Source organism: Chelativorans alearensis (assembly GCF_010993735.1).
GTDB lineage: Bacteria > Pseudomonadota > Alphaproteobacteria > Rhizobiales > Rhizobiaceae > Chelativorans > Chelativorans alearense.
This window is the reverse complement of record NZ_WQNI01000001.1, coordinates 302,695-324,544: the sequence shown is the minus strand read 5'-3', so window position 1 is coordinate 324,544 and position 21,850 is coordinate 302,695. Positions and strand designations below refer to the sequence as shown.

The window sequence follows — 21,850 nt, the reverse complement described above, 5'->3', positions numbered from 1 at the left end:
TGGGTTCATTACCCGAAAATCGATCTGGTTAAACCAGGAAAGCGTTCAGCGCGGCAACCCTCGGTTCCACCTGGGGGACACATGGTTGGGAAGCGCAATGTGAATCCCATCCTAGTACCTGTCGGAAACGGCGACCTTCAGGTCCAGCACAACCTGCCGCCGCTCCTTGCGGATCACCTCCACCGCTCGCCCAAGCGCGGCAGGCAAGTCCGCGCCGTGCTCCACGCGCTCCGTGTAGGCGCGGCTGGCGGCGGCCACCTGGGTGTAGTCGGGAGAGGGCTCCAGCGATATGAGCGGCATAAGGTTCGCCTTTGCGGCGGCACCACCCGGATAGCTGTTGACGACGGAGCGGCGTACCGCGTTCCACATGCCGTTGTTCTTGACGATGGTGAGCACCGGCAGTTCCAGCGCCTCGGCGATCTGGTGGCAGGCGACCGGATTGGCGAACATATAGGAGCCGTCGCCCATGCAAGCGATGACCAGCCGCTCGCGGTCGGCAAGCTGAGCGCCGAGGGCCGCCGGCAGGGCCCAGCCGAGGCCGCCCGAGTGCGGATTGCTGAAGATGCGGTTCGGCCCTTTCACGCGCATCGAGCCTGGCAGGATGCCGAGTTCGCTGAAGATTACCGCGCTCTCGCCCATGATCGCGGAAACACAATGGCTCATCCATTCCGTGCTTATGGGACTGTTGCAACCCGCCGCCGCGTCCTCGTCCGCCCTCTCCAGCCGCTCCCGGCTCAGCCGCGCGCAGCGGGAACGCCGCTCCTCGCCCACGCCCGCCGCCGGCGCGATGGCGGCCGCAAGCGCTCTGAGCCCGGCGGCGGCATCGCTGGCGATGGCGAGGTCGGCCTGGTAGCCGCGAACGGGCATGCGCTGGAAATTCGGGTCAGGGCCGAGATGGACGATCTTCGTCTCCGTAGCCGGGCGGTGCAGCGATTCGATCCATGGCACGCCGCTGTCGACCACCAGCACCACGTCTGCCTCGGCCAGCGGCTGCTTGATGTCGTAGCCGAGGAACATCGGGTGGTCGGAGGCCATCACGTTGCGGATCGAGAAAGGCTCGACGATAGGAATGGCGAAGGTCTCCGCCAGTTCGGCAAGGGCGGTACCAACGCGTCCATCGGGATCGCCGCGCTGGCAAACGATCAGCGGGCTTTTCGCCACCGAAAGCCATTGCGCGGCTTGTGCGATGGCCACTGGATCGGGGTAGGGCACCGTTGCCGGCATCTGCGGGCGAGCGCCATCGGTGGCGGAGGACGGCACGGTGTCCATCAGCGCCTCGCGCGGCAGGCTGATATAGACCGGACCTTTCGGCTCGCTCATGGCGAGTGCCGCGGCGCGCGCGGCGAGCAAGCCACCTTGCTCGGGATAGCGCATCTCGTAGTGGAACTTGACGACGTCGCTCACCAGCGAGGACTGGTCGTACATCTCCTGCCCGTATTGGATGGGCGAGACGCGGGCGCCGCGCCGCCCGTGCTCGGTAATCGGCGTGCGGCCGGACATGACGAGGACGGGGATGTTGTCGCTGGCGGCGTTGATGACGCCCATGGCGGAATTGGCAAGCCCGACATTGACATGGACCATGGTGGCCTGTGGCCGGCCGGTGAGGAGGTAGTAGCCATGCGCCATGGCCACGCTCGCCGTCTCGTGCGGCACGGTGACGGGCACCGGCACGGCGCTCTCGTCCAGCGCCGCGAAGGCCTCGATGATGGGCGGGAAATCGGTTCCCGCGTTGGCGAAGATGAAATCGATGCCGGCGCGCTTCAGCCCGAGGAGGAGGTCTTCCGCGCCTGTCCGACCTTCCGCTTCCCTCTTTCCTGCCGCCTGGTCGGGCGCCATCGCATCCTCCTTGCGATTCTCATAAATCGATACGGATACCCGCGGTTTCAGCGTCGCCGGCCCGTTTCAGAATATGGAAGGGCCATGGCGGCGGGCGATCCGGACCAGAATGCGCTTGAAAAATCGGCGAGCGCAAGTGCATGATGAAACAATAATCTCATTTTTAGGGATTTATGTCGCCTTTGCCGGCGACCTACAAGCAGCAGCGGAGGAGAATTATGAGACGCTTTATCGCTTCGGCCGTGCTTGCGGCCGGCTTCGCCTTCAGCGGCGCCGCGGCGGCGCAGACGGTGGGCATCGCCACATCCAACCCTGGATCGCTCTTCCACAACATCGGCACGGCGGTCGCCAACGCGGCCAACAAGGGCGGCCTCAACGCCACCATCCAGCCGGCGACCAGTCCCAACCAGTATATCCCCTTCGTGGCCTCGGGCGGCATCGAGTTCGGTGTCGCCAATTTGCAGGAGGTGAACTACGCGCTCGAAGGAGAGGCGTGGTTCGAGGGCAACGCCAATCCGGATCTGAGGGTGGTCGGGCTCATCATGCCGCTCAGGGAAGCGATCTTCGTGCGCGCCGATTCCGACATCGAGACGATCGCCGACCTGAAAGGCAAGCCGATGGTGGACGGATATACGGCGCAGAACACCATCCTGCCGCAGCTCGACGCGATGTATGCCTCAGTCGGGCTGACGCGCGACGACATGCAGCCGGTGCAGGTGCCAAGCGTGGTCGCCGGCGCGGATGCTTTCATCGCCGGGGATTCAGTCGGCTTCATCTTCGCCCATGGCGCCGGCAAGGTGCGCGAGGCCGATGCCGCCGTCGGTGGGCTGAGGGCGCTGCCGGTGGAAAACAACGAGGAGACGCTGGCCGCCATACGCGAGCACTGGCCGGTGGCCTTCCTTGTCGAGGTGGAGCCGGGCGAGGCGCCGGGTGTCTTGGAAAAGGCCCACTACATGGCCTATCCGCAGCTCGTCTTCACCCACGCGAACGCGCCGGAGGACGTCGTCTACGAAATGACCAGGATCCTGCACGAGAGCAAGGAGGTGATGGCCGAGACCTTCCCGCCCTTCAACCAGTTCGACCCGCAGGATATGGTGGGCGACACGGCGCCGACCGAGTACCATCCAGGCGCCATCCGCTTCTATCGGGAAGCCGGCCTCTGGAGCGAGTAGGGACGCGATGACGCCCGGCCTTCCGCCCGGCATCTGGCGCCCGATCGCGGGCGTCCTTTCTGTCTGCCTGACGCTCACGGCGGTGGCATGGTCGCTCAACCTGCCGCGCAGCTTTGGCATGGCGTTCTATCCGCAGCAGTTCCTGGCGGTCGTCCTGGCGTTCGCCCTGCCGATCGTCTTCCTCATGCTGCCGGCGCGACGTGGGGCGGCGCGCGAGGTCGCACCCTGGTACGACTGCCTCCTCGCGCTCGCCGCCTTCGCGGCCGTGGCCTACGTGGCGCTGCGCTATCCGCAGGTGGTCAATTTCATCTTCTCACGGCCGCCCAGCGCCTATGTGCCCGGCCTCGTCATCATCCTGCTTCTACTCGAGGCGCTGCGCCGCACGACGGGGTGGGCCCTTGTCGTGATCATCGCCGTCTTCCTCGTCTATGCCATGTTCGGCGACCATGTGCCGGGGCGGCTTGCCGGGCGCGCCCAGGACTGGCGGATGCTTACCGGCTACATGGCCTTCGATTCCAACGGCATATTGGGCATTCCAATGGCCGTGGCCGCCACCGTGGTGGTGGCCTTTATCCTGTTTGGCAACCTCCTCAGCCTTACCGGAGGTTCGCGTTTCTTCACCGATGCCTCGCTGCTTCTCATGGGGCGCTTTCGCGGCGGCTCCATGAAGATCGCGGTTCTGGCCTCCGGCCTGTTCGGCTCCATCTCGGGCTCGGCCGTGGCCAACGTCACCGCCACCGGCATCGTCACCATCCCGATGATCAAGCGTGACGGCTATCCGGCCCACAAGGCGGGTGCCATCGAGGCAGTCGCCTCCACGGGCGGTCAGCTCATGCCGCCGGTCATGGGAGCGGCGGCCTTCCTCATGGCCGAATTCCTGCAGATCTCTTATGCGCAGGTGGCGCTTGCAGCCCTCGTGCCGGCGCTGCTCTATTATGTGGCACTCTTCATCCAGGCGGATCTCGAGGCAGCACGGCTCGGCATTGCGCCGGTGCCGAAATCCGAGATTCCGCCGTTGAAGCCGGTGCTGGCGGGTCTGCACTTCGTCCTTGCCTTCGTGGTGCTCATCGGCGCGCTGTTCTCGCTGCGCTGGCAGCCGGAGCGTTCCGCGCTCGCAGCCGCGCTCACCGTCGTCGCGACCTCGCTTCTGTTCGGCTATCAATCGGTGCGGCCGGGCATCGGCAGGCTGCTTTCCTCCTTCGAGGAGACCGGCAGGGCGGTTGTTGAGATCATCGTCATTTCGGCCGCCGCCGGGCTGGTCATCGGCGTGCTCAACGTCACGGGGCTCTCCTTCAACCTCACCTATGCGCTGGTGCAGATCGGCGGCGGCAGCGCGCCGGTGCTTCTGGTGCTTTCGGCGGTGGTGTGCATCGTGCTCGGCATGGGGCTGCCGACGCTCGGCGTCTATGTGCTTCTGGCAGCACTCGTGGCGCCGGCACTGGTGGCGGTGGGCATCGAGCCGATCGCCGCACACCTCTTCGTGCTTTATTTCGGCATGATGTCGATGATCACGCCGCCCATCGCCATCGCCGCATTCGCTGCCGCCAGCATCGCTCACGCGCCGGCGATGAAGACCGGCTTCGCCTCGGCCAAGTTCGGCTGGTCGGCCTTCATCGTGCCGTTTCTGTTCGTCTTTTCGCCGACGCTGCTTCTGATCGGTGAGCCGCTGGACATCGTCTTTGCCGTCGTCACCGCGGGTGCGGGCGTGTGGCTTGTCTCGGCCGCGCTCGCCGGCTATGTCGCCACCAGGCTGTCGATGCCGATGCGGGTTCTGTTCGGTCTTGCGGGTCTCATGGCGCTGGTGCCGGCGGGGGCCTTTGCCGGCGCAATCTACAGTGATGTCGTCGGGGTTGGCGGCGGTGCGGCCTTGCTAGCCGTCGAGGCCTACCGTGCCCGCGAACAGAGGAAGAAGGCGCTATCTTGACCGAAAACGCGGGCAACAGTCTCAAGCGCGGCCTGGCCATCCTGGAAGTGTTCTCCGAGGATCGCCTGGAATGGACGCCGGAGGAGCTGATGGAGAAGCTGGGCTACAGCCGGCCGACGCTCTACCGCTACCTCAAGACGCTGCGGGAAGCCGGCCTTCTGAGTTCCTCCGCCAATGCCGGCTTCACGCTGGGTCCCAAGGTGGTGGAGATGGACTTCCTCCTGCGCAAGTCCGACGCACTCATTCTCAACGGCCAAAAGCATCTCAAGAATCTCACGGAAAGATACGCCTGCACCGCACTTCTTGTGCGGCGCTATGGCGGCCGCATCCTGTGCGTGGCCTCGGAACGCTCGGTCGCCAACCCGCGCAGCAGCTATCCGCGCGGCCGGCCCATGCCGCTCGGCCGCGGCGCCATCGCCCGCTCGCTGATGGCCTTCCTGCCGCGCCGCCAGCTTGTCCCCATGATCGAGCGGCACATGGAGGATCTGCGCTCCATCGGTCTCGGCAACACGGTGGAAGAGGTCTACGAAAGCCTGCGGCGGGTAAAGCGAGCCGGCTACGCCGTGGCCTTCGGCGAGGTGACGCCCGGCGTGGTCGGCATCGCCGCGCCGGTCTACGATGCCGGCCGCAGCCCCGTCGCCAGCGTATGCGTGACGATTGCCGGCCACCTCGTCAACGGCAACGACATCGACGAGATCAGCGCCCATGTGCGCCAGGCAGGCCGGGAGATCAGCGAGGCGCTGTCGCTGGAGCGGGAGAATGGGAAGGTTGGCTGACAGTTATCTCATTTAGTGAGATGATTGTTGACTTCACATGGTTCGCCACGCATCCTTGCCCCGGCAACCGGCGAGCGAGGACCCATGAAGAAGATCGACATTTTCAACCACATCTGGCCGAAACCTTTCTTCGAGGCGCTGATCGCGCATGTCGGCGAGATGACCGACATCACCATGCGCTCGGGCGCGGTGCCGATGATGACGGAGCTCGACCGGCGCTTCGAGGTCATGGACATGTTCGGCGAGGACTATCGCCAGGTCCTCTCGCTCGCCTCGCCGCCCTTGGAGAAGATCGCCGGGCCGGAAAAGGCGCTGGAGCTTTCCCGCATCGGCTCCGACTCCATGGCCGAGCTTTGCGAACGATATCCGGAGAGGTTCCCCGCCTTCATCGGCACGGCGCCGATGAACAATCCCGACGCACTGGTTGAAGAATCGAGACGCGCCGTCGAGACGCTCGGCGCGGTCGGCATGCAGATATTCACCAACATCGCCGGAAAGCCGCTCGACCTGCCCGAGTTCGAGCCCTTCTTCGACTATATGGCCTCGACCGGGAAGCCCGTGTGGATGCACCCCGCGCGGGGCGAGAGCTTCCCCGACTATCAGTCTGAGAGCCGTTCCGAATATGAGATCTGGTGGACCTTCGGTTGGCCCTACGAGACGTCCGCCGCCATGGCGCGTCTCGTCTTCTCCGGCATCTTCGACAGATATCCCGGCCTCAAGGTCATTACCCATCACGCCGGCGGCATGGTGCCCTTCTTCGAGGGGCGCGTCGGCCCCGGCTGGGACCAGATGGGCAAGCGCACCACCGACCGCGATCTTGCTGCCGCCTTGAAGGCGCTGAAGCGGCCGCATCTCGACTATTTCAAGGCCTTCTACGCCGACACGGCGTCTTTCGGCTCGCGCAAGGCCATCGAGCACGCGATCGCGTTTTTCGGAGAGGATCACGTGCTCTTCGCCTCCGATGCGCCTTTCGATCCCGAGGGCGGGCCGATGTATATCCGCGAAACGATCGGCATCCTGGACACGCTCGACGTGTCCGAGGCGACACGCAGGAAACTCTACCAGGACAATGCCGTCGAGCTTCTTGGATTGACCATCTGAGGGGAGGGGCGATGGATGCGCCCCGCTACTTGCGGTCCGAAGACACTCTAGAGCATTGATCCGTAACGGATATTCCAGAGATAAGCAGAATCGATCATCCGGTATACTGAAAATCGGCCGGTGAAGCGATCGTGTGCGAGGTCTGGAACTTCGGCGCGGTGTGAAGCGTTTCCGCGTTGGCATATTTTTCAAGCGCGCTCCACTCCAGAAGTCATAGTTACAAAGGAAATTTGGCACTAGAGGTGCTTTAGGACGCACTTGTGGACGGAGTGGTCAACTCTGTTTTCGAGTTCTAAGCACGATTGACAGGGCCTGGGAAGAAATGCAGATTGTATACCGCTAGGATGCATCGGTACCCGACATGTCTTGCAGATGAGGAGCGATTGATGGCGCGGGAGCACGAAGCTGAGGAAGAGACGGCGCTGGCAGCGCTGCTGCAGACTTATTCCGTCGAGGTGACGGCACGCGACGAGCGGTCGCTCGGTGCGGTTGCCGAGATTCTCCGGCCTGGAACGGAAGTGTTCGTCGCCAACCTGCCGAACGAGAGCGCCGAGGTGCTCGTCAGGGCGGCGGCAAGGCTGCGCCGTGCCGGCCTGACGCCGGTGCCGCACATCGTTGCCCGCAACATCGGCAGCCGGCGGGAGTTCAAGGAGATGCTGGCGGGCCTTGCCGGCGAGGCGGAGGTGCAGAAGGCGCTGGTGCTGGGCGGCGACCGCGACCGGCCGGCGGGCGAATTCGACACTGCCCTTCAACTCATTCAGACGGGACTTCTTCAAGAGCACGGCATCCGGCGGATCGCCGTCGCCTGCTATCCGGAAGGTCACCCGCGTATCGCCGACGACGTGCTGTGGCAGGCGCTTCGCGATAAACTCGATGCCGCCGCCGAGGCCGGGCTCGATGCAGCTTTGGTGAGCCAGTTCCTGTTCGATCCGCAACTTGTCGTGACCTTTGCCAAAGCGCTCCGCAGCGCCGGCATTGCGGCCCCCTTGCGTGTGGGCGTCGCCGGACCGGCCAACCGGACAAAGCTCATGAAATACGCCCTTCGCTGCGGTGTCGGCGCCTCCTTGCGCGTGCTCAGGGAACGCGGCAATCTGGCTCGGAACGTGCTTGCGGGTTTCACGCCTGATGAGCTTCTGGGCGAGATCGCGCTTGCCCAGGCGGTTGACCCGTCTCTCGGCATCGCCGGGGTCCACTTCTTCACCTTCGGCGACCCGGCACGCTCCGCCCGCTGGGCCGAGGAGCAGCGGCAGCCCAGCCGCCAGGACGCCATGGCCGGCGCGTAAGGATCATCGAACTCATGCATCGCAGGGAGGAAACCATGCAGAACCTGGAACAGAAATTGAAAAGCGCCGGCAATCCGGTGGAGATGCTGCGCCATTCACGGATCGGCGCCTACATCTATCCGGTGGTGCCGCCCGAGTTCACCAACTGGCGCGACGAGCAGCGCGCCTGGCGCGAAACGGCGGTGCTGTTCGACCAGTCGCATCACATGGCTGAATTGATGATCGAGGGGCCGGATGCGCTCAAGCTCCTGTCGTATCTCGGCGTCAACAGCTTCGCCAATTTCTCCGTCGACAAGGCCAAGCAGTTCGTGCCTTGCAGCCACAGCGGCCACGTCATCGGTGATGTGATCCTGTTCCACCTGGCCGAGAACCAGTACCTCATCGTCGGCCGCGTGCCGGCCATCAACTGGGTCGAGTTCAATGGCAAGACCGGTGGCTACGACGTCAAGCTCGACCGTGACGACCGTTCGCCCGGCCGCCCGATGGGTAAGCCGGTGGTGCGCCGGCGCTACCGCTATCAGATCCAGGGCCCGGCGGCGATGAAGATCCTGGAGAAGCTGAACGGCGGGCCGCTGCCCGAGGTCAGGTTCTTCAACATGGATACCATCCGGATCGGCGGCCGCACGGTGCGCTGCCTGCGCCACGGCATGTCGGGCGAGCCCGGGCTGGAGGTCTGGGGGCCTTACGAGGAGGGCGAGGAGGTGCGCGCCACCATCCTTGAGGCGGGAGCCGAGTTCGGCATCGTGCCCGTCGGCTCACGCGCCTACGCCACCAACACGCTGGAATCGGGCTGGATCCCCTCGCCGCTGCCGGCCGTCTACACGGGCGAGGAGATGAAGGCCTTCCGCGAGTGGCTGCCGGGCGACGGCTACGAAGGCACAGGTTCGATCGGCGGCAGCTTCGTCTCCGACAACATCGAGGACTATTATCTGACGCCATACGAGATGGGCTACGGGCCGTTCGTCAAGTTCGACCACGACTTCATCGGCCGCGAGGCGCTGGAGAAGATCGCCGACAGGCCGCACCGCCGGAAGGTGACCTTCGCCTGGAACGCCGACGACGTGGCCAAGGTCTTCCGCTCGCTTCTGGAGCCTGGTATCGACAGCTATAAATATATCGATCTGCCGCTGTCGAACTATGCCTCGTCGAACTACGACAAGGTGACGAAGAACGGCAAGACCGTCGGCTTCTCCATGTTCTCGGGCTACAGCTACAATGAGCGCTCCATGCTGTCGCTGGGCACGGTCGACCCCGATGTCCAGATCGGCGAGGTGCTCACCCTCGTGTGGGGCGAGGAAGGTGGCGGCACGGAGAAGACCACCGTCGAGCCGCACAAACAGCTGGAGATCCGCGTCAAGGTCTCGCCCGTGCCCTACTCGCGGGATGCCCGCGAAACCTACGCCGAGAGCTGGCGGACCAAGCAGGCGGTGTAGCCCATTTCCCTCCCCTGGAGAGCGTCTAGCCCCAGGGGAGGGAATACGCTTGACAAGCCGTTGTATACAGAAGGTATTCTTGGGCCCACCGAACAAGCTGCGAAGATCAGGGCGAGGGCGATGAGACGCACGGCGGACAAGAAGCGGGACAGCCAGACCTTCAAGGCGCTGCTCGGCGTGCGCGAGCTCGTGCTGGGCGGTGCGGTGCCGCCGGGCGAGCGGCTGTCGGAGGCGGTTCTTGCCGAGCGGCTCGGCATCTCGCGAACGCCGCTGCGCGCCGCCCTTGCGCGCCTTGAGCAAGAGGGGCTCCTGGAGCAAATCCCCTCCGGCGGCTACGCGGCCCGCAGCTTCACCATGGCCGACGTCTTCGACGCCATCGAGCTGCGCGGCGTTCTGGAAGGCACGGCCGCGCGGCTTGCCGCCGAGCGCGGCGTCCCGCCAGCTCGGATGAAGGCCATCAAGCAGCTTGTGTCCGAGCTCGACAAGACCTTTCGCGGCCGCCCGGAGGACATGCTGTTCGACCAGTATGTGGAGCTCAACGCCGAGTTCCACGCCATGCTGGCAACGCTTCCGGGAAGCGAAATGATGCGGCGCGAGGTGGAGCGGGCCGCGCACCTTCCCTTCGCCTCGCCCAGCGCCTTCCTGGAAAAGCAGGAGGATGTGCTCGCCTTCCGCCTTTCCTTGGTGCACGCCCAGCGCCAGCATCGGGAGATCGTCTCAGCCATCGAGATGCGCGAAGGTGGGCGCGCGGAGGCGCTGGCGCGCGAGCACGCGCGGCTGGCGCGCCAGAACATGGAGTTCGTGCTGGACGAGGACCGAAGCCTGATCCCCCGTGTGCCGGGGCTGGCGCTGGTTTCGGCTTGATTTGCAAGAGCCCCGCGCGGGCGAGAGACGAGGAAAGAAGACGCTGAGAAATTGAAGTGGGGGCGGCGCGAAATCGGCGGTTGCGCTGTTCCGACTGGTCCAATCGATGCAACGGCATGGCTCCATGCAGCACGCGAGTTGCCTACCTATCTCGAATATGCATCAGCGTTCTCCTCCCATTTCGCTGATGGTTCCCCTCTGGAGGTTTTCTGACCTTCATCTTGGCCGGGCCGCTGTGCCCGGCTTTTTTCTGCCAGTAAGACAACGTGTTCACAGCCGGCATTTCCCCTTACGGTTGCCACGAGCTTGGGTGCCCGGAGGAGGCTGAGAGCGAGGCGCGCTCCAAACGCGCCGTAGTGAGCTCGCGGCAGGATGAAATGACTTCATTTTGTATACGGGTTATGCTTTTGTATACAGACTATGATTATCTAGGTGGCGAAAATGCCAGAGGGGACAACAGATGCAGTTATGCGGCATCGCCCGAACAGTCTTGACCGCTGCGGCGGTGATCACAACACTTGCTTCAGCACGGGCGGCGGATCTGGTGATCGCAATGCCCAACTGGCCGTCCGGCCAGGCAACGGCCAATATCCTCAAGGTCAGTATCGCAGAGAAGTTTGGACTTGATGCCGAGGTCCGCGCGATGGGCACGCTGTCGGCATTCGGCGGGCTGGATTCTGGCGAAGTGGACATTCATCCCGAGGTCTGGCGTCCCAATCTTGATGACTTGATCAGGAAATATGAGAGCGACAAGGGAAGCGTGATCGTCAGCCTGGTCGGTGTGCCGGCATGGCAGGGTCTTTGCGCGACCCCGGAAGCCGCCACCGAGCTTGGCATCAAGGATGTGGCGGATCTTAGCGACCCGGAAAAGGCGGCCGCGCTCGACACGGATGGCGACGGGCGAGGCGAGATGTGGATCGGCGCGTCGACATGGTCTTCGACAGGCATCGAGCGGGTCAGGGCCAACAGCTACGGCTATGCAGAGACCCTGACACTCGTCGAGGCCGAAGAGGACGTGGGGATGGCCGCGGTCGATGCAGCCGTGGCGACCGGGCAGCCCATGGTTTTTGCGTGCTATGCGCCGCACCACGTTTTCAAGCTCCATGACATCGTCCGGCTCACGGAGCCGGCGCACGACCGGTCGAAATGGAAAATCGCGCCCGCGGATGACCCGCTTTGGATCTCCAAGTCAAGCGCGTCCGTGGCCTGGGGCATCTCGCATTTCCACATCGCCTATTCGACGAAGTTCGGCGAAGAACACCCGGATGTGGCGGCATTCTTGGAAAAGGTCAATTTCAGGTCGGCGGAGGTGAACGCCATGACCTATGCGCTCCAGGTCGAGCGCCAGGATCCGCACGACTATGCGAAGAAATGGGTCGCCGACAATGGGGCGCGCGTCGAAGAATGGGTGAAGCCATGACAGGGAAGAAGGCGATGGAAAAACGCTCCGCGGCTTCCCCCGTTACGCGCAACGCCCATTTGCATCGTCGGATCTTCGCGGCCGTGCTTCTGGTGGCCTTCGGTCTTGGAACCACGCCCACCCATGCCGAAACGCAGATATTCGATCCGCAAACCCGCAAATGGGTGAAATATGACCGGCAGACGGCGACGAGATATTTCGCCCGCAACAAGCAGCCGCCGGAAGCCTTTCGCCGTCAGGTCGTCAAGTTCCGCACCGCGGAGGAACCGGGCACGATCATCATCGACGGCAACCAGCATTTCCTCTATCTGGTTCAGCCCAATCACCAAGCGATCCGCTACGGCATCGGCGTCGGGCGGGAGGGATTCGGATGGGCCGGTATAGTCAGGGTAGGGCGGACGGCGGAGTGGCCGACCTGGACACCGCCGGCGGAGATGGTCGAGCGTGATCCCAATGCCCGGCAATGGGCGGCCGGCATGCCCGGCGGTCCGGACAATCCTCTCGGTGCGCGGGCGCTTTATCTTTATGAAGGCGACCAGGATACAATCTACCGCATCCACGGTACACCCGAGCCTTGGACGATCGGGCTTGATGTATCGTCGGGCTGTATCCGCATGAACAACGACGACGTTATCGACCTGCATTCCCGCATTGCGGTGGGGGCCAAAGTGATTGTGCTGATGCAAGGCGCAGCGCTCTACAAGGGTGTTTGAGAACAAGGACGTTCGAAGGGGACGTCATATTGGAGAGGGGAAACAATGCTGATGTCGCCGCTTCAGTTCAGGGGCCCAGGTGTGTCCGCCACCGGAGTCTTCATGGCAAGCCTGATACTGCTTGCCGGGTGTGCTTCGAGCCCCGAACCCGCGCCACAGGAGATGGCCCGGTCCAGTCATCAGACGGCACCCGCCGACTTACAGCTTTTGTGTGCGAGTGCCGCGGCGAACTCCGTGGGGGTAGAGGGTGCCAGGGTGCTCCCGGTCAGTTCGCAACAGCTTGACGCCGGCAACTACCAGGTCGAACTCGATGCCGCCGGCAGCAGGATGAGCTGCATCATCGATGGCGAGGGAAACGTCACGTCGATCCAGCCTTCGTAGGACAGGCACGCCCGCGCGTACGTCGCTGCCAAACTCGCCGCACCTGAAGTCGGCTTTTGAAACGCATTCAGAACAATTTGTTATTTCGGCGGTTACCTGATCGCGGGTACGATCCCTCGAAGAAGTAGAAGAAAAACGATTCAAGGGAGAGGCATCATGATTTCCCGCATACTCCTCATCGCCGGCTGTGCAACGGCCCTTTCGCTGACGCCCGTCATGACGTCCGGAACCGGCTTTTCGCCCGCCGCGCTCTCGATCGACGCTCATGCCAAGAACGGTGGCAACGGGAACGGCGGCGGCAATGGCGGAGGTGGCGGAAATGCCGGCGGCAAGAGCAGCAAAGCAAGCAATGGCAACGGCCACAAATCTGGCGGCAAAGCGCGCTCGACCGCCGGCATCGAACACCGCTCCACGAAGCGTGGAGGCCAGGGCAGCGGCGGGCCACGGAATCTGGGAGAGTTTGTTGGCGGTGTGTTCGGTGCGGCGCGCAATGCCTTGGGCGTCGGCCGCAAGACGGCGAAAAGTGAAAGCCGTTCGACAGGCAAGGTGCGCGGCAATGGCCCAGCGGCGGGCAACCGCGTACTTGCCCACAAGCCGATCCCGGTACCGCAGCCGAGGCCGGACCATGAGTCGAATTTCCATGCCAAGCTGGCCGGGCTCAACTCGCTCAACCGCAATTACCACGCCTATCTCAACGCCAATGATCCGAAGATGGCCGCCATCCAGGACTACGTCTTGGCTTCAGCCGAGTACGAAATCGCCACCGAGGATCTGGCCGCACTTCAGATCGAGCTCGCCGCCGCCGCGGAGGCTTTCGCCGCGCTTGTCGGCGGCATCGAGCCTTACGATGGTTTCAGCTATGACGACCTTACGGTCGAAGAGCTGCACGACCGGCTGGACGCTCTTCAGACGATCGACACCACGGGGTTGACCGTCGACGAGATCGCCATACTGGAAGCCGAACGCCAAGACCTGCAAACGGCACTCGCCAGCGAGGAGCTGGAGGCTTTCCAGGCGGCCGAAGCCGAAGCGATCGAGCTGGAGACGGACCTGACCGAGCTTGAAGGCGCGGTCACCGATGAGGCGCTCGAGGAAGCTCTGCTTGCCGGCGCCAACCCGAACCGCGTCGAGCAGTATGGTGCGGAGAACTACGTCGACCAGGAGATGCTGGACTGGGCGAAGGATCTCCTCGGCGTCGGCGATGCCCATGGCAAGATCGATGAGGTCCGTACCGTGCTGGAAAGCGAGGAACCGCCGAGGGACGAGGAACTCGTCGCGAGCGAATAAGCACGCCGCCGGTTTACCCTCAATCTTATAAAAGCGCTCTCGTTCGGCTGAATGAGAGCGCTTTTCCACTTTGCCAGCGGAGGGGTGCTGCTCACACCTCTCCCCAGATCGCCTCCGCAGTCTTCACCACCAGCTCCAGCTTGCGCTTCTGGTCGTCCTCGGTGATGAGATTGCCTTCCTCCGTCGAGGCGAAGCCGCATTGCGGGGCGATGCCAAGCTGGTCGAGATCGGCATATTTGCCTGCCTGGTCGAACTTGCGCCTCAAGTCGTCGAGAGGCTCGAGGTCGGGTACCTTGGTGGTGATGAAGCCCGGCAGCACGCGCTTCTTGCCCTTCGGCAAGAGGCGTAGCGGCTCCAGCCCGCCGGCGCGATCCGTGTCGTACTCCATGAAATAGATGTCGACGCCCGTCTTGTTGAATACGGCATCGGCCGCCGGATCGTAGGCACCCTCGGCAACCCAGGTGGACTTGAAGTTGCCGCGGCACATATGCATGCCGATCAGCATGTCCTCCGGCCGATCCTTGATGGCGTCACGCATCATCTTGGCGTACTGGTCGATGAGCCAGTCCGGGTCGAGCCCCTCCGCCTTCTTTTCGGCGCGGATCTTCGGGTCGCACAGATAAGCGAAGAAGATGTCGTCCATCTGCAGATAGCGGCAGCCTGCCTCGTAGAATTTTTTCACCGCCTTGGCATAGGTGCGGGCGAGATCGGCGAAGAGAACTTCGAGATCCTGATATTCCTTCGGGTGGACGTCCTCCTTGGCCACCCGAAAGTGGCAGCAGCTCGGGCCCGGAATGGAGATCTTCGGCGTTACCTTGGCCACCGACGCCAGATACTTGAAATGGTCGAGCATCGGGTGATCGTCGGGAAAGTCCAGCTTGCCGGTGATGGTCGGGAAGATTGGCCGCACGGTTGCGCCGTGGAACTGCAGGCCCTGCTCTCCTTCCCGCTCCTCCAGATCAAGGCCTTCGAGAGCACCCATGAAGTCGAAGTGCCAGAAGGAGCGGCGCAGCTCTCCATCGGTGACGGCCTTCAGGCCTAGGTTCTGCTGCATCTTCACCACGTCGGTGACGGCGGCGTCCTCGACGTCCTTGAGCTCTTCGGCCGAGATGGATTTGTCCTCGTAGAACTTCTTGCGCGCCTCCTTGACGGGAACCGGGCGCAGAAGCGAACCGACATGGTCGGCGCGATAAGGCGGAGTATGGGTCGTCATGGCTTCCTCGATTTTCGGGACTTGGCGAGCGCCTGGGAGCACCCTTTGGATGATGCCCATGTTTACGCCTTTGGCCGCGTGCTGCAAGGCACCGAAAGCGGTTTATGGCCCGGCTTCGAGCAATGCGCGGGAAAATCCGGGCTCGGCCATCCGGATCGTGCCGTCGGGCAGCTTCAGGAGCCGGTCGACGGCAATGCCGTAGTACCGCAGTCGCATGTCGAGCGTACGGACGGCCTCGTCGATCCTGCCGCTATCGGCTTCGCGGAGGGCCTGGTGCATGATTTTTCCCAGCCCCAGGCGCATCTGCAACAGCATGTCGGCGAAAGCGTTCGGATCGGGCGCATCCAGCACGCCTTCCCTGGCGCCCTCGGCCAGAATGTCGGCGATGAGAGGTGCGACGACGGCGCTCACCGCCTGATCGATGCGGTGGAAAAGCACGATGTTTTCCGGCCGGAAGATGACGTCGAAGGTGCTGCGCATCTGTGGCGCCAGCTCCACCTTCAGGCGCCGTGAGCCGGCGAACAGGGCGTTGAGCCGCTCCACCGCGTCGAGCGACGGGTCGTCGATGATAGGCTGGAGCTCGGCAAGGCTCTCGCGTGCCAGCCGGGCCGACAAGGCCTCCAACAGCGCCTCCTTGGAGGCGAAATAGTGATAGAAGGCGCCCTTCGAGATGTCCGCTTCGCGGATAATGTCGTTGACGGTCGTGTTGTCATAGCCGTGCTTGAAGAAGAGGCGCTGGGCGCAGTCGAGAAGCTCGGCGGAGCGGATTTCCGGCGGCTTGATCACACGGGTCACGCAACAACTCTCCTTGCGGCATGTCAAAGACGGACTGCCAGGCACGTGGAACCCGTGCGCGGCAAACCCGCTTCGGGACGACATTAGACCGACGGTCGGTCTAATGCTATAGCTACCGCCGCCCAATGCCGGAATCAACCGCCACCAGGAGACGACCATGCCACTGATGCGCCTTCTGATCGGGCTTTTGGCCCTGGCCGTCATTGCGGCCGCGGCCATATGGTATACGTGGCGGCCGGCTGAGGTTTCGGTCGTGAGCCCGACGCGTGGTGACGCTGCGGAGATCGTCTATGCCAGCGGCGTGGTCGAGCCCCGGCGCTGGGCGAAGGTCACGCCCCTGGTGCGGGAGCGGATCGTCGAGCAATGCGATTGCGAAGGCTCCAGGGTGGAAAAAGGTGACGTGCTCGCCCGACTGGACACCGGGGAGGCGGAAGCCGCCCTTGCCGAGCTCGAAGCGCGGCTGTCGCTGGCGCAGGGCGAGTTGAGGCGCCTTTCCGTGCTTGCCGAAAGGAATGCGACCAGCCAACAATCCGTCGATAGGGCGCAGAGCGAAGTGAACCAGCTCGAAGCGCTGGTGGCGGGGCAGAAGGCACGGCTCGAAAGCTATGTCTTGCGCGCGCCCAGCGCCGGTGTCGTCTTGAGGCAGGATGGCGAGGTGGGCGAGGTGGCCGACCTTGGCACGGTGCTTTTCTGGGTGGGCGACCCAAGCCCGCTCCTCGTCGTTGCCGACGTCAATGAGGAGGACATACCGCGCGTCGAGCCGGGCCAGCGCGCGCTGCTCAGCTCCGACGCCTTTCCCGGCCGGCAGCTCGAAGCGGTCGTCGACAGCATCACGCCCAAGGGCGATCCCGTCTCGAAGACCTATCGGGTACGCTTCCGCCTGCCGGAGGAGACGCCGCTGATGATCGGCATGTCGGTCGACGTCAACGTCGTCGTCCGCGTTTCGAAAGACGCGCTGCTGATCCCCTCGGTTGCCGTTGAGGGAAACCGCGCCTTCGTCGTCGAAGAAGGCGAGGCGCGGCTGCGGGAAGTCGAGATCGGTATTCGCGGTACGGAGAAGGTGGAGGTGCTCACCGGCCTTACCGAGGATGCACGCATCGTCTCACCCTACCCGCAGGACCTCGATGACGGCGCGCGGGTGAGCGTTTCCGCCGAGGACGGGTGAGAAGGCCATGCAGCTCATCCTGGAGATCGCCTTCACCCATATTGCCGGGCGTGGACGGCAGACGCTGGTCGCCGTCATCGGCGTTGCGGTCGGCGTCGGCTTCTCCATCGCCATGGCGGCGCTCATGGAGGGCGGACAGGACGACTTCGTCGAGCAGCTCGTCAACACCATGCCGCACGTCGAGGTGACCGACGAGGAGCGTTCGGCGCGCAGTCAGCCGGCAGAGGCCCTCTTCGCCGTCACCGAGATCTCGGGCCTCAGGCCGCGCGAGGACCGTCGCGGCATCATCAATCCGACGGCCGCCCTTGCCTGGCTCGAAGGATGGATTCCCGGCCGCTTCGCGCCCAGCTTGAACGCGCAAGGGGTAGTGCGCTTTTCCGGCCGTGAGGTTGGCGCCACAATCATCGGCGTCGACCCGCAGAGCGAACGCGGCGTTTCCCCCATCGTCGGCGAATTCGTCGCCGGCGATTTCGCAGCGCTGACGGCGGGCGGCAACAACGTCGTCATCGGCGATACCATGGCCGAGCGGCTGGGCGCGGAGCTTGGCGACACCGTCACCGCCGTTTCCTCGCAGGGGCTGACACGCAACTTCAGGATTGTCGGCCTTTTCCATACGGGTACGACGGCGCGCGACGAGGGCGAGGCCTATGCGCTTTTGAAGAACGCGCAAATCCTGGCGGAGCGGCCGAATGCCGTCAACAAAATCCGCATCAAGCTCGATGATCCCAACAAGGCGCCGATGGTGGCGCGCCGCGTCGAGGCCGAGCTTGGCTACAAGGCCGTGGCCTGGCAGGAGGCGAACGAGTCGATCCTTGAAGCGCTCGTCGTGCGCAACGTCATCATGTACACGGTCGTCGCGGCCATCATGCTGGTGGCCGGCTTCGGCATCTTCAACATCATCTCCACGATCACCCACGAGAAAGCACGCGACATCGCCATCATGAAGTCGCTCGGCTTTGCCGAGAGCGACATGCGTCACCTCTTCCTGCTCGAAGGCGTGGTGATCGGCTTTGGCGGCTCCGCGCTCGGCTGGGTGCTCGGCTTCGGCCTTGTCTACGCCCTGTCGCTGGTGCGGTTCGAGCTTGCCGCCACGGGCCAGGAGATGACGCAGCTGCCCGTCGCCTGGAGCATCTGGCACTATCTCATCGCATCCGGCTTCGCGCTGGCTTCGGCAGCGGTGGCCGGTTATCTGCCGGCGCGGCGCGCGGCCAGGCAGAATCCGGTCGACATCATACGGGGCGCGACATGAGCGCGCTGATCGAAGCGGAGAACCTGACGCGCATCCTGCACGAGACAGTGCCCGTTACCCTGGTCAAGGACGTCTCTCTCACTGTCGGCGAAAGCGAGTTTATCGCCGTCACCGGCCCGTCGGGCTCCGGTAAGTCGTCGCTGCTTTATCTGCTCGGCCTGCTCGACCGGCCAACGAGCGGGACGCTCAAGGTAGGCGGACGTGACGCCGAGCCGATGGGCGAGGGGGAGCGCGCCAGGACCCGCCTTTCCATGCTCGGCTTCGTGTTCCAGTTCCATTTCCTGCTGCCCGAATTCTCCGCGCGCGAGAATGTCGAAATTCCCATGCGCAAGCTCGGCCGGTGGAGCCGTTCTGAGATGCGCGCGCGGGCGGCGGAGATTCTGGAATCGCTCGGCCTCGAAGGTCATATCGATAAGCGCCCAGACCAGCTTTCGGGCGGACAACGCCAGCGCGTGGCGGTGGCGCGGGCGCTTGCCAACGACCCGCCACTGATCCTTGCCGACGAGCCGACGGGCAGCCTCGACACCAAGAGTTCCGAGCAGGTGTTCAAGATCCTCGAGGCGCTGGTGCGCGAACGTGGCAAGACGGTCGTCGCCGTCACCCACGACCTCGGCATGGCCGCCCGCATGGACCGCCGCATCCATCTGGTGGACGGCATGGTCGAGGCCGGTGAAGATGTTGCCGGCGCACAAGCGCAGAAGACCTGAGGGAAAGGGCAAAAAAAAGCGCCTGTCGGGGGAGGAGGTCCGACAGGCGCCTTTTTGGGTGGCCAGCACTTGGGAGGAGGATAAGGCTGGCCTGGCTCGACAGGGTTTGGGAGGAGGAGAACCCCGTCGAGAACTTGAGGCTTACATAGTCCGGTCACGGCACGGTTTAAAGGGGCGAAACGCATATCTGCCTTGCATTTTTGTGCAGTGCGGCATTCGGGCGCAGCCAGCGCGGCCCTTCCGCAGCCATAACACCAGTTGGGTAGGGCTATGCTCAACCTATAGGTGTTGATTCTTACCCGATTCCCTCCGCAACAATACGGTTAAATCCCAAGTATCTTGCCTTCTCTGATCACCTCAGGGTTGAGAGAATCATTTTCGTCCGCTATGGAGATTACAACTATAGGTATAAATCGAGGTCCTCATGCGACTGCGCCTGCTAATCCCCCTGGCAATATTCCTCACGTCTCCTGCTCTTGCCGCCGACATGATCTATGAGGAGCCGACGCCCGCTCCCGCCGTCGTAGCGCCGATGCCCACCTATGACTGGGGCGGTTTCTACATCGGCGTCGATGGCGGCCATGGTTGGGGAAAAACCGATACTGACCTGTATCTCGACCCCAAGGGCGCGTTCGGGGGCGCCTTCGTGGGTTACGATTACCAGTTCGACGATTGGGTTCTCGGCATTGAAGGCGACTTTCAATACGCCAATATCAAGCACGAGATATCGGACGGCGACGACACACTTCGCACCAGGATCGGCTATGATGTCCAATGGTTCGGAAGCGCACGCATGCGCGCTGGCACTGCAACAGGCCCTTTCCTGCCCTATGTGACGGGCGGTGTGGCTTTCGGCAAAGGAGATGTGCTGCAGAACGTGGGGAGCATCGTCGATGGCATAGAACTCGACTATAAATACAGCGATAAGGCTGTCGGCTACACGGTCGGCGCGGGCGCCGATTACGCCTTCAACAAGAGGTTTTTCGGCAGGGTCGAATATCAGTACCTGGATTTCGGTGAATTCCACTATTCCTACGACAACCGAAGCCAAGAGGACATTTCTGTCACAATGCACACCGTGCGCGCGGGACTCGGCCTCAAGTTCTAGGGCAATCCGCAGAGGTGTAGTTCCGCGCGGCTGCACCTGGAGCAATTCCAGGAAAAGTGGAAACCAGTTTTCCGTCCGAAATTGCGACAAAACAAGGAGTTAGACAAGTTCATCGCTTCATGGAATCGATGAACTGTTCTATTCCCTGCTCGGCAGGGCGGCTTCTCGCCTTTTGCATCGCTGTCCGGAACACATCGGACGAGCGTCCTCATTCCCGCCGTTCAGGCCACCTTGTCCGAGTGGACCGTCGCCGGCGCCATCAGCCTATGGCTTACCCACCGCCGCACATAGGCGTTCGTCTTGACGGCTATTGGGGTCTTCAGCCGATTGAACGCATGCGGCGCCTCCGGCACGACCGTCAGTTCTGCGTTTCCGTTGGCGGCGTTCCAGCGTTCGGCCATCTGCAGGGTGTCGTCCAGCAGCGGGTCAAGAGCGCCAACCAGAAAGAGTGCCGGCGGAAGGCCTGTCAGTTCCCCGTAGAGCGGAGAGATATCCGGTCTGCGCCGTTCTTCCTCGCTCCTGTTCGCTGTCAGCCGCTTGAGGTTGCGAAAGGCTGACGGGCCGTGCAGCACCAGTGTCTCGGGCCCCGCGGCGCGCAGGCTCGGGCTGCCGCTCAGGTCATAGGCGCCGTAAAACAGCACCGCCCCGGCAAGCCCGGAAACCTGCCCCGCATCGCGTAGGGCAAGCAGCGCGCACGCCGCCAGATGCGCGCCGGCCGATTCGCCGCCGATGACGATGCGGTCCGTCCCGAATTCGCTCTCGCCGTTCTCCACGAGCCAGAAGGCCGCCTTGCGGCAGTCCTCGATGCAGAGATCGAGCCGGTTGTCGAGCGCCAAGCGGTAATCGACACTCACCACGGCCATACCGCATTCCGCGGCGATCATCGCGTTGCATGGGTCGTCGCAGCGCGCGTTGCCGACGATCCACGCGCCGCCATGGATATCGAGATAGACACCCCTGGGCCGGGTGTTTGGACGCAGGATCCGAACCCGGACCCGCCCGCCATCGAACGTCACCTCGCGCATCTCGACGTCTACGTTCAAGCGCTGCAGATAGGGCTGCGGGCGAAGCTGCCCCATCCGCATAACGCCGTGCATGAGAAAGGCCTTGATCCGCCCACGCGGGCGGAACTTCGGCATCCAGGCGAGCTTCCGGTTCAGGCGTCTGGCCTCGGTGATATCGGCGGGGTCGAGACGAAGAAGCATGTCTGAATTCAATACGCCGGGGCAGGACACGTCCAGGAGGTTGGTTGGGCCACCTATGGGTTTTCGATAGGATGCCCGCTTTTCCAAGATCGCGGAACCCTTGAGAAGCGGCCGTTGCAGCTTCAACCGAACCAGATCAGCAACCGGTGGCCGGCAAAAAAGTTCCGGCAGCAGCGTCGACCGCCACACTGGACCTTGCAGCATCATTGTGCGATTCT

18 protein-coding genes are annotated in these 21,850 nt (G+C 63.5%); 14 read left to right on the top strand and 4 right to left on the bottom strand.

The genetic code is table 11. From position 1 onward, the window contains the following. Window positions 1–111: 111 nt before the first annotated feature. The gene (locus tag GPJ75_RS01445) at window positions 112–1,836 is read right to left on the bottom strand and encodes a thiamine pyrophosphate-requiring protein (protein WP_163264362.1); all 1,725 of its coding nucleotides are present in this window, start codon (window positions 1,834–1,836) and stop codon (window positions 112–114) included. A gap of 218 nt (window positions 1,837–2,054) precedes the next feature. Between GPJ75_RS01445 and GPJ75_RS01440 the strand changes: the two genes are divergently transcribed. From GPJ75_RS01440 to GPJ75_RS01395, 10 genes are all read left to right on the top strand, one after another. Beyond that, the gene (locus GPJ75_RS01440) at window positions 2,055–3,008 is read left to right on the top strand and encodes a TAXI family TRAP transporter solute-binding subunit (RefSeq protein ID WP_163264360.1); all 954 of its coding nucleotides are present in this window, start codon (window positions 2,055–2,057) and stop codon (window positions 3,006–3,008) included. A 7-nt stretch (window positions 3,009–3,015) separates the two neighbouring features. Further along, complete coding sequence (locus tag GPJ75_RS01435) at window positions 3,016–4,932, top strand: TRAP transporter permease (protein WP_163264358.1); 1,917 nt, start codon at window positions 3,016–3,018, stop codon at window positions 4,930–4,932. Further along, complete coding sequence (locus GPJ75_RS01430; protein ID WP_163264356.1) at window positions 4,929–5,708, top strand: IclR family transcriptional regulator; 780 nt, start codon at window positions 4,929–4,931, stop codon at window positions 5,706–5,708. Before GPJ75_RS01435 ends, GPJ75_RS01430 begins: the two co-directional genes overlap by 4 nt. Window positions 5,709–5,792: 84 nt before the next feature. After that, complete coding sequence (locus tag GPJ75_RS01425) at window positions 5,793–6,809, top strand: amidohydrolase family protein (protein WP_163264353.1); 1,017 nt, start codon at window positions 5,793–5,795, stop codon at window positions 6,807–6,809. Window positions 6,810–7,195: 386 nt separating this feature from the next. Next, the gene (locus GPJ75_RS01420; RefSeq protein ID WP_246248862.1) at window positions 7,196–8,092 is read left to right on the top strand and encodes a methylenetetrahydrofolate reductase; all 897 of its coding nucleotides are present in this window, start codon (window positions 7,196–7,198) and stop codon (window positions 8,090–8,092) included. Between the two features lie 35 nt (window positions 8,093–8,127). Then, window positions 8,128–9,525 (top strand): vanillate/3-O-methylgallate O-demethylase, encoded by a 1,398-nt coding sequence (gene ligM / locus GPJ75_RS01415; RefSeq protein ID WP_163264340.1) that lies wholly within the window; start codon window positions 8,128–8,130, stop codon window positions 9,523–9,525. A gap of 120 nt (window positions 9,526–9,645) precedes the next feature. Next, a complete protein-coding gene (locus GPJ75_RS01410) occupies window positions 9,646–10,389 on the top strand; it encodes a GntR family transcriptional regulator (RefSeq protein WP_163264338.1) in 744 nt (247 codons plus the stop codon). 460 nt (window positions 10,390–10,849) lie between these two features. Next, window positions 10,850–11,809, top strand: a complete 960-nt coding sequence (locus GPJ75_RS01405; RefSeq protein ID WP_163264336.1) for an ABC transporter substrate-binding protein — start codon at window positions 10,850–10,852, stop codon at window positions 11,807–11,809. Between the two features lie 14 nt (window positions 11,810–11,823). Continuing rightward, a complete protein-coding gene (locus GPJ75_RS01400; protein ID WP_425483100.1) occupies window positions 11,824–12,522 on the top strand; it encodes a L,D-transpeptidase in 699 nt (232 codons plus the stop codon). Window positions 12,523–13,059: 537 nt separating this feature from the next. Then, complete coding sequence (locus GPJ75_RS01395; protein ID WP_163264332.1) at window positions 13,060–14,190, top strand: hypothetical protein; 1,131 nt, start codon at window positions 13,060–13,062, stop codon at window positions 14,188–14,190. Window positions 14,191–14,281: 91 nt separating this feature from the next. Here GPJ75_RS01395 and GPJ75_RS01390 read toward each other — a convergent pair whose 3' ends face one another. Next, entirely contained in the window at window positions 14,282–15,403 is a 1,122-nt protein-coding gene (locus tag GPJ75_RS01390) for a 5-methyltetrahydropteroyltriglutamate--homocysteine S-methyltransferase (protein ID WP_163264330.1), read from the bottom strand. A 102-nt stretch (window positions 15,404–15,505) separates the two neighbouring features. Next, window positions 15,506–16,198, bottom strand: a complete 693-nt coding sequence (locus tag GPJ75_RS01385; RefSeq protein WP_163264328.1) for a TetR/AcrR family transcriptional regulator — start codon at window positions 16,196–16,198, stop codon at window positions 15,506–15,508. A 157-nt stretch (window positions 16,199–16,355) separates the two neighbouring features. On the opposite strand from GPJ75_RS01385, the gene GPJ75_RS01380 reads away from it, so the two are divergent. From GPJ75_RS01380 to GPJ75_RS01365, 4 genes are all read left to right on the top strand, one after another. Beyond that, on the top strand, window positions 16,356–17,363 hold the full coding sequence (locus tag GPJ75_RS01380; RefSeq protein ID WP_163264326.1) for an efflux RND transporter periplasmic adaptor subunit: 1,008 nt from the start codon (window positions 16,356–16,358) through the stop codon (window positions 17,361–17,363). 7 nt (window positions 17,364–17,370) lie between these two features. Continuing rightward, entirely contained in the window at window positions 17,371–18,612 is a 1,242-nt protein-coding gene (locus GPJ75_RS01375) for an ABC transporter permease (RefSeq protein WP_163264324.1), read from the top strand. Next, window positions 18,609–19,319, top strand: a complete 711-nt coding sequence (locus GPJ75_RS01370; protein WP_163264322.1) for an ABC transporter ATP-binding protein — start codon at window positions 18,609–18,611, stop codon at window positions 19,317–19,319. The genes GPJ75_RS01375 and GPJ75_RS01370 overlap by 4 nt, the downstream gene beginning before the upstream one ends. Before the next feature lie 424 nt (window positions 19,320–19,743). Continuing rightward, window positions 19,744–20,427 (top strand): outer membrane protein, encoded by a 684-nt coding sequence (locus GPJ75_RS01365; RefSeq protein WP_163264320.1) that lies wholly within the window; start codon window positions 19,744–19,746, stop codon window positions 20,425–20,427. Between the two features lie 221 nt (window positions 20,428–20,648). Here GPJ75_RS01365 and GPJ75_RS01360 read toward each other — a convergent pair whose 3' ends face one another. Then, window positions 20,649–21,632: an alpha/beta hydrolase gene (locus GPJ75_RS01360; protein WP_163264318.1), complete on the bottom strand. Its 984-nt coding sequence runs from the start codon at window positions 21,630–21,632 to the stop codon at window positions 20,649–20,651. Between the last annotated feature and the right edge of the window lie 218 nt (window positions 21,633–21,850).

What these genes read in the sequence shown, in the direction of transcription:
- GPJ75_RS01440 (WP_163264360.1), top strand. Translation starts at nt 2,055, where the DNA reads ATGAGACGCTTTATCGCTTCGGCCGTGCTTGCGGCCGGCTTCGCCTTC.
- GPJ75_RS01410 (WP_163264338.1), top strand. Translation starts at nt 9,646, where the DNA reads ATGAGACGCACGGCGGACAAGAAGCGGGACAGCCAGACCTTCAAGGCG.
- GPJ75_RS01400 (WP_425483100.1), top strand. Translation starts at nt 11,824, where the DNA reads ATGGAAAAACGCTCCGCGGCTTCCCCCGTTACGCGCAACGCCCATTTG.
- GPJ75_RS01445 (WP_163264362.1), bottom strand. Translation starts at nt 1,836, where the DNA reads ATGGCGCCCGACCAGGCGGCAGGAAAGAGGGAAGCGGAAGGTCGGACA.
- GPJ75_RS01390 (WP_163264330.1), bottom strand. Translation starts at nt 15,403, where the DNA reads ATGACGACCCATACTCCGCCTTATCGCGCCGACCATGTCGGTTCGCTT.
- ligM (WP_163264340.1), top strand. Translation starts at nt 8,128, where the DNA reads ATGCAGAACCTGGAACAGAAATTGAAAAGCGCCGGCAATCCGGTGGAG.
- GPJ75_RS01425 (WP_163264353.1), top strand. Translation starts at nt 5,793, where the DNA reads ATGAAGAAGATCGACATTTTCAACCACATCTGGCCGAAACCTTTCTTC.
- GPJ75_RS01380 (WP_163264326.1), top strand. Translation starts at nt 16,356, where the DNA reads ATGCCACTGATGCGCCTTCTGATCGGGCTTTTGGCCCTGGCCGTCATT.
- GPJ75_RS01370 (WP_163264322.1), top strand. Translation starts at nt 18,609, where the DNA reads ATGAGCGCGCTGATCGAAGCGGAGAACCTGACGCGCATCCTGCACGAG.
- GPJ75_RS01375 (WP_163264324.1), top strand. Translation starts at nt 17,371, where the DNA reads ATGCAGCTCATCCTGGAGATCGCCTTCACCCATATTGCCGGGCGTGGA.
- GPJ75_RS01435 (WP_163264358.1), top strand. Translation starts at nt 3,016, where the DNA reads ATGACGCCCGGCCTTCCGCCCGGCATCTGGCGCCCGATCGCGGGCGTC.
- GPJ75_RS01395 (WP_163264332.1), top strand. Translation starts at nt 13,060, where the DNA reads ATGATTTCCCGCATACTCCTCATCGCCGGCTGTGCAACGGCCCTTTCG.
- GPJ75_RS01360 (WP_163264318.1), bottom strand. Translation starts at nt 21,632, where the DNA reads ATGCTTCTTCGTCTCGACCCCGCCGATATCACCGAGGCCAGACGCCTG.
- GPJ75_RS01365 (WP_163264320.1), top strand. Translation starts at nt 19,744, where the DNA reads ATGCGACTGCGCCTGCTAATCCCCCTGGCAATATTCCTCACGTCTCCT.
- GPJ75_RS01420 (WP_246248862.1), top strand. Translation starts at nt 7,196, where the DNA reads ATGGCGCGGGAGCACGAAGCTGAGGAAGAGACGGCGCTGGCAGCGCTG.
- GPJ75_RS01405 (WP_163264336.1), top strand. Translation starts at nt 10,850, where the DNA reads ATGCAGTTATGCGGCATCGCCCGAACAGTCTTGACCGCTGCGGCGGTG.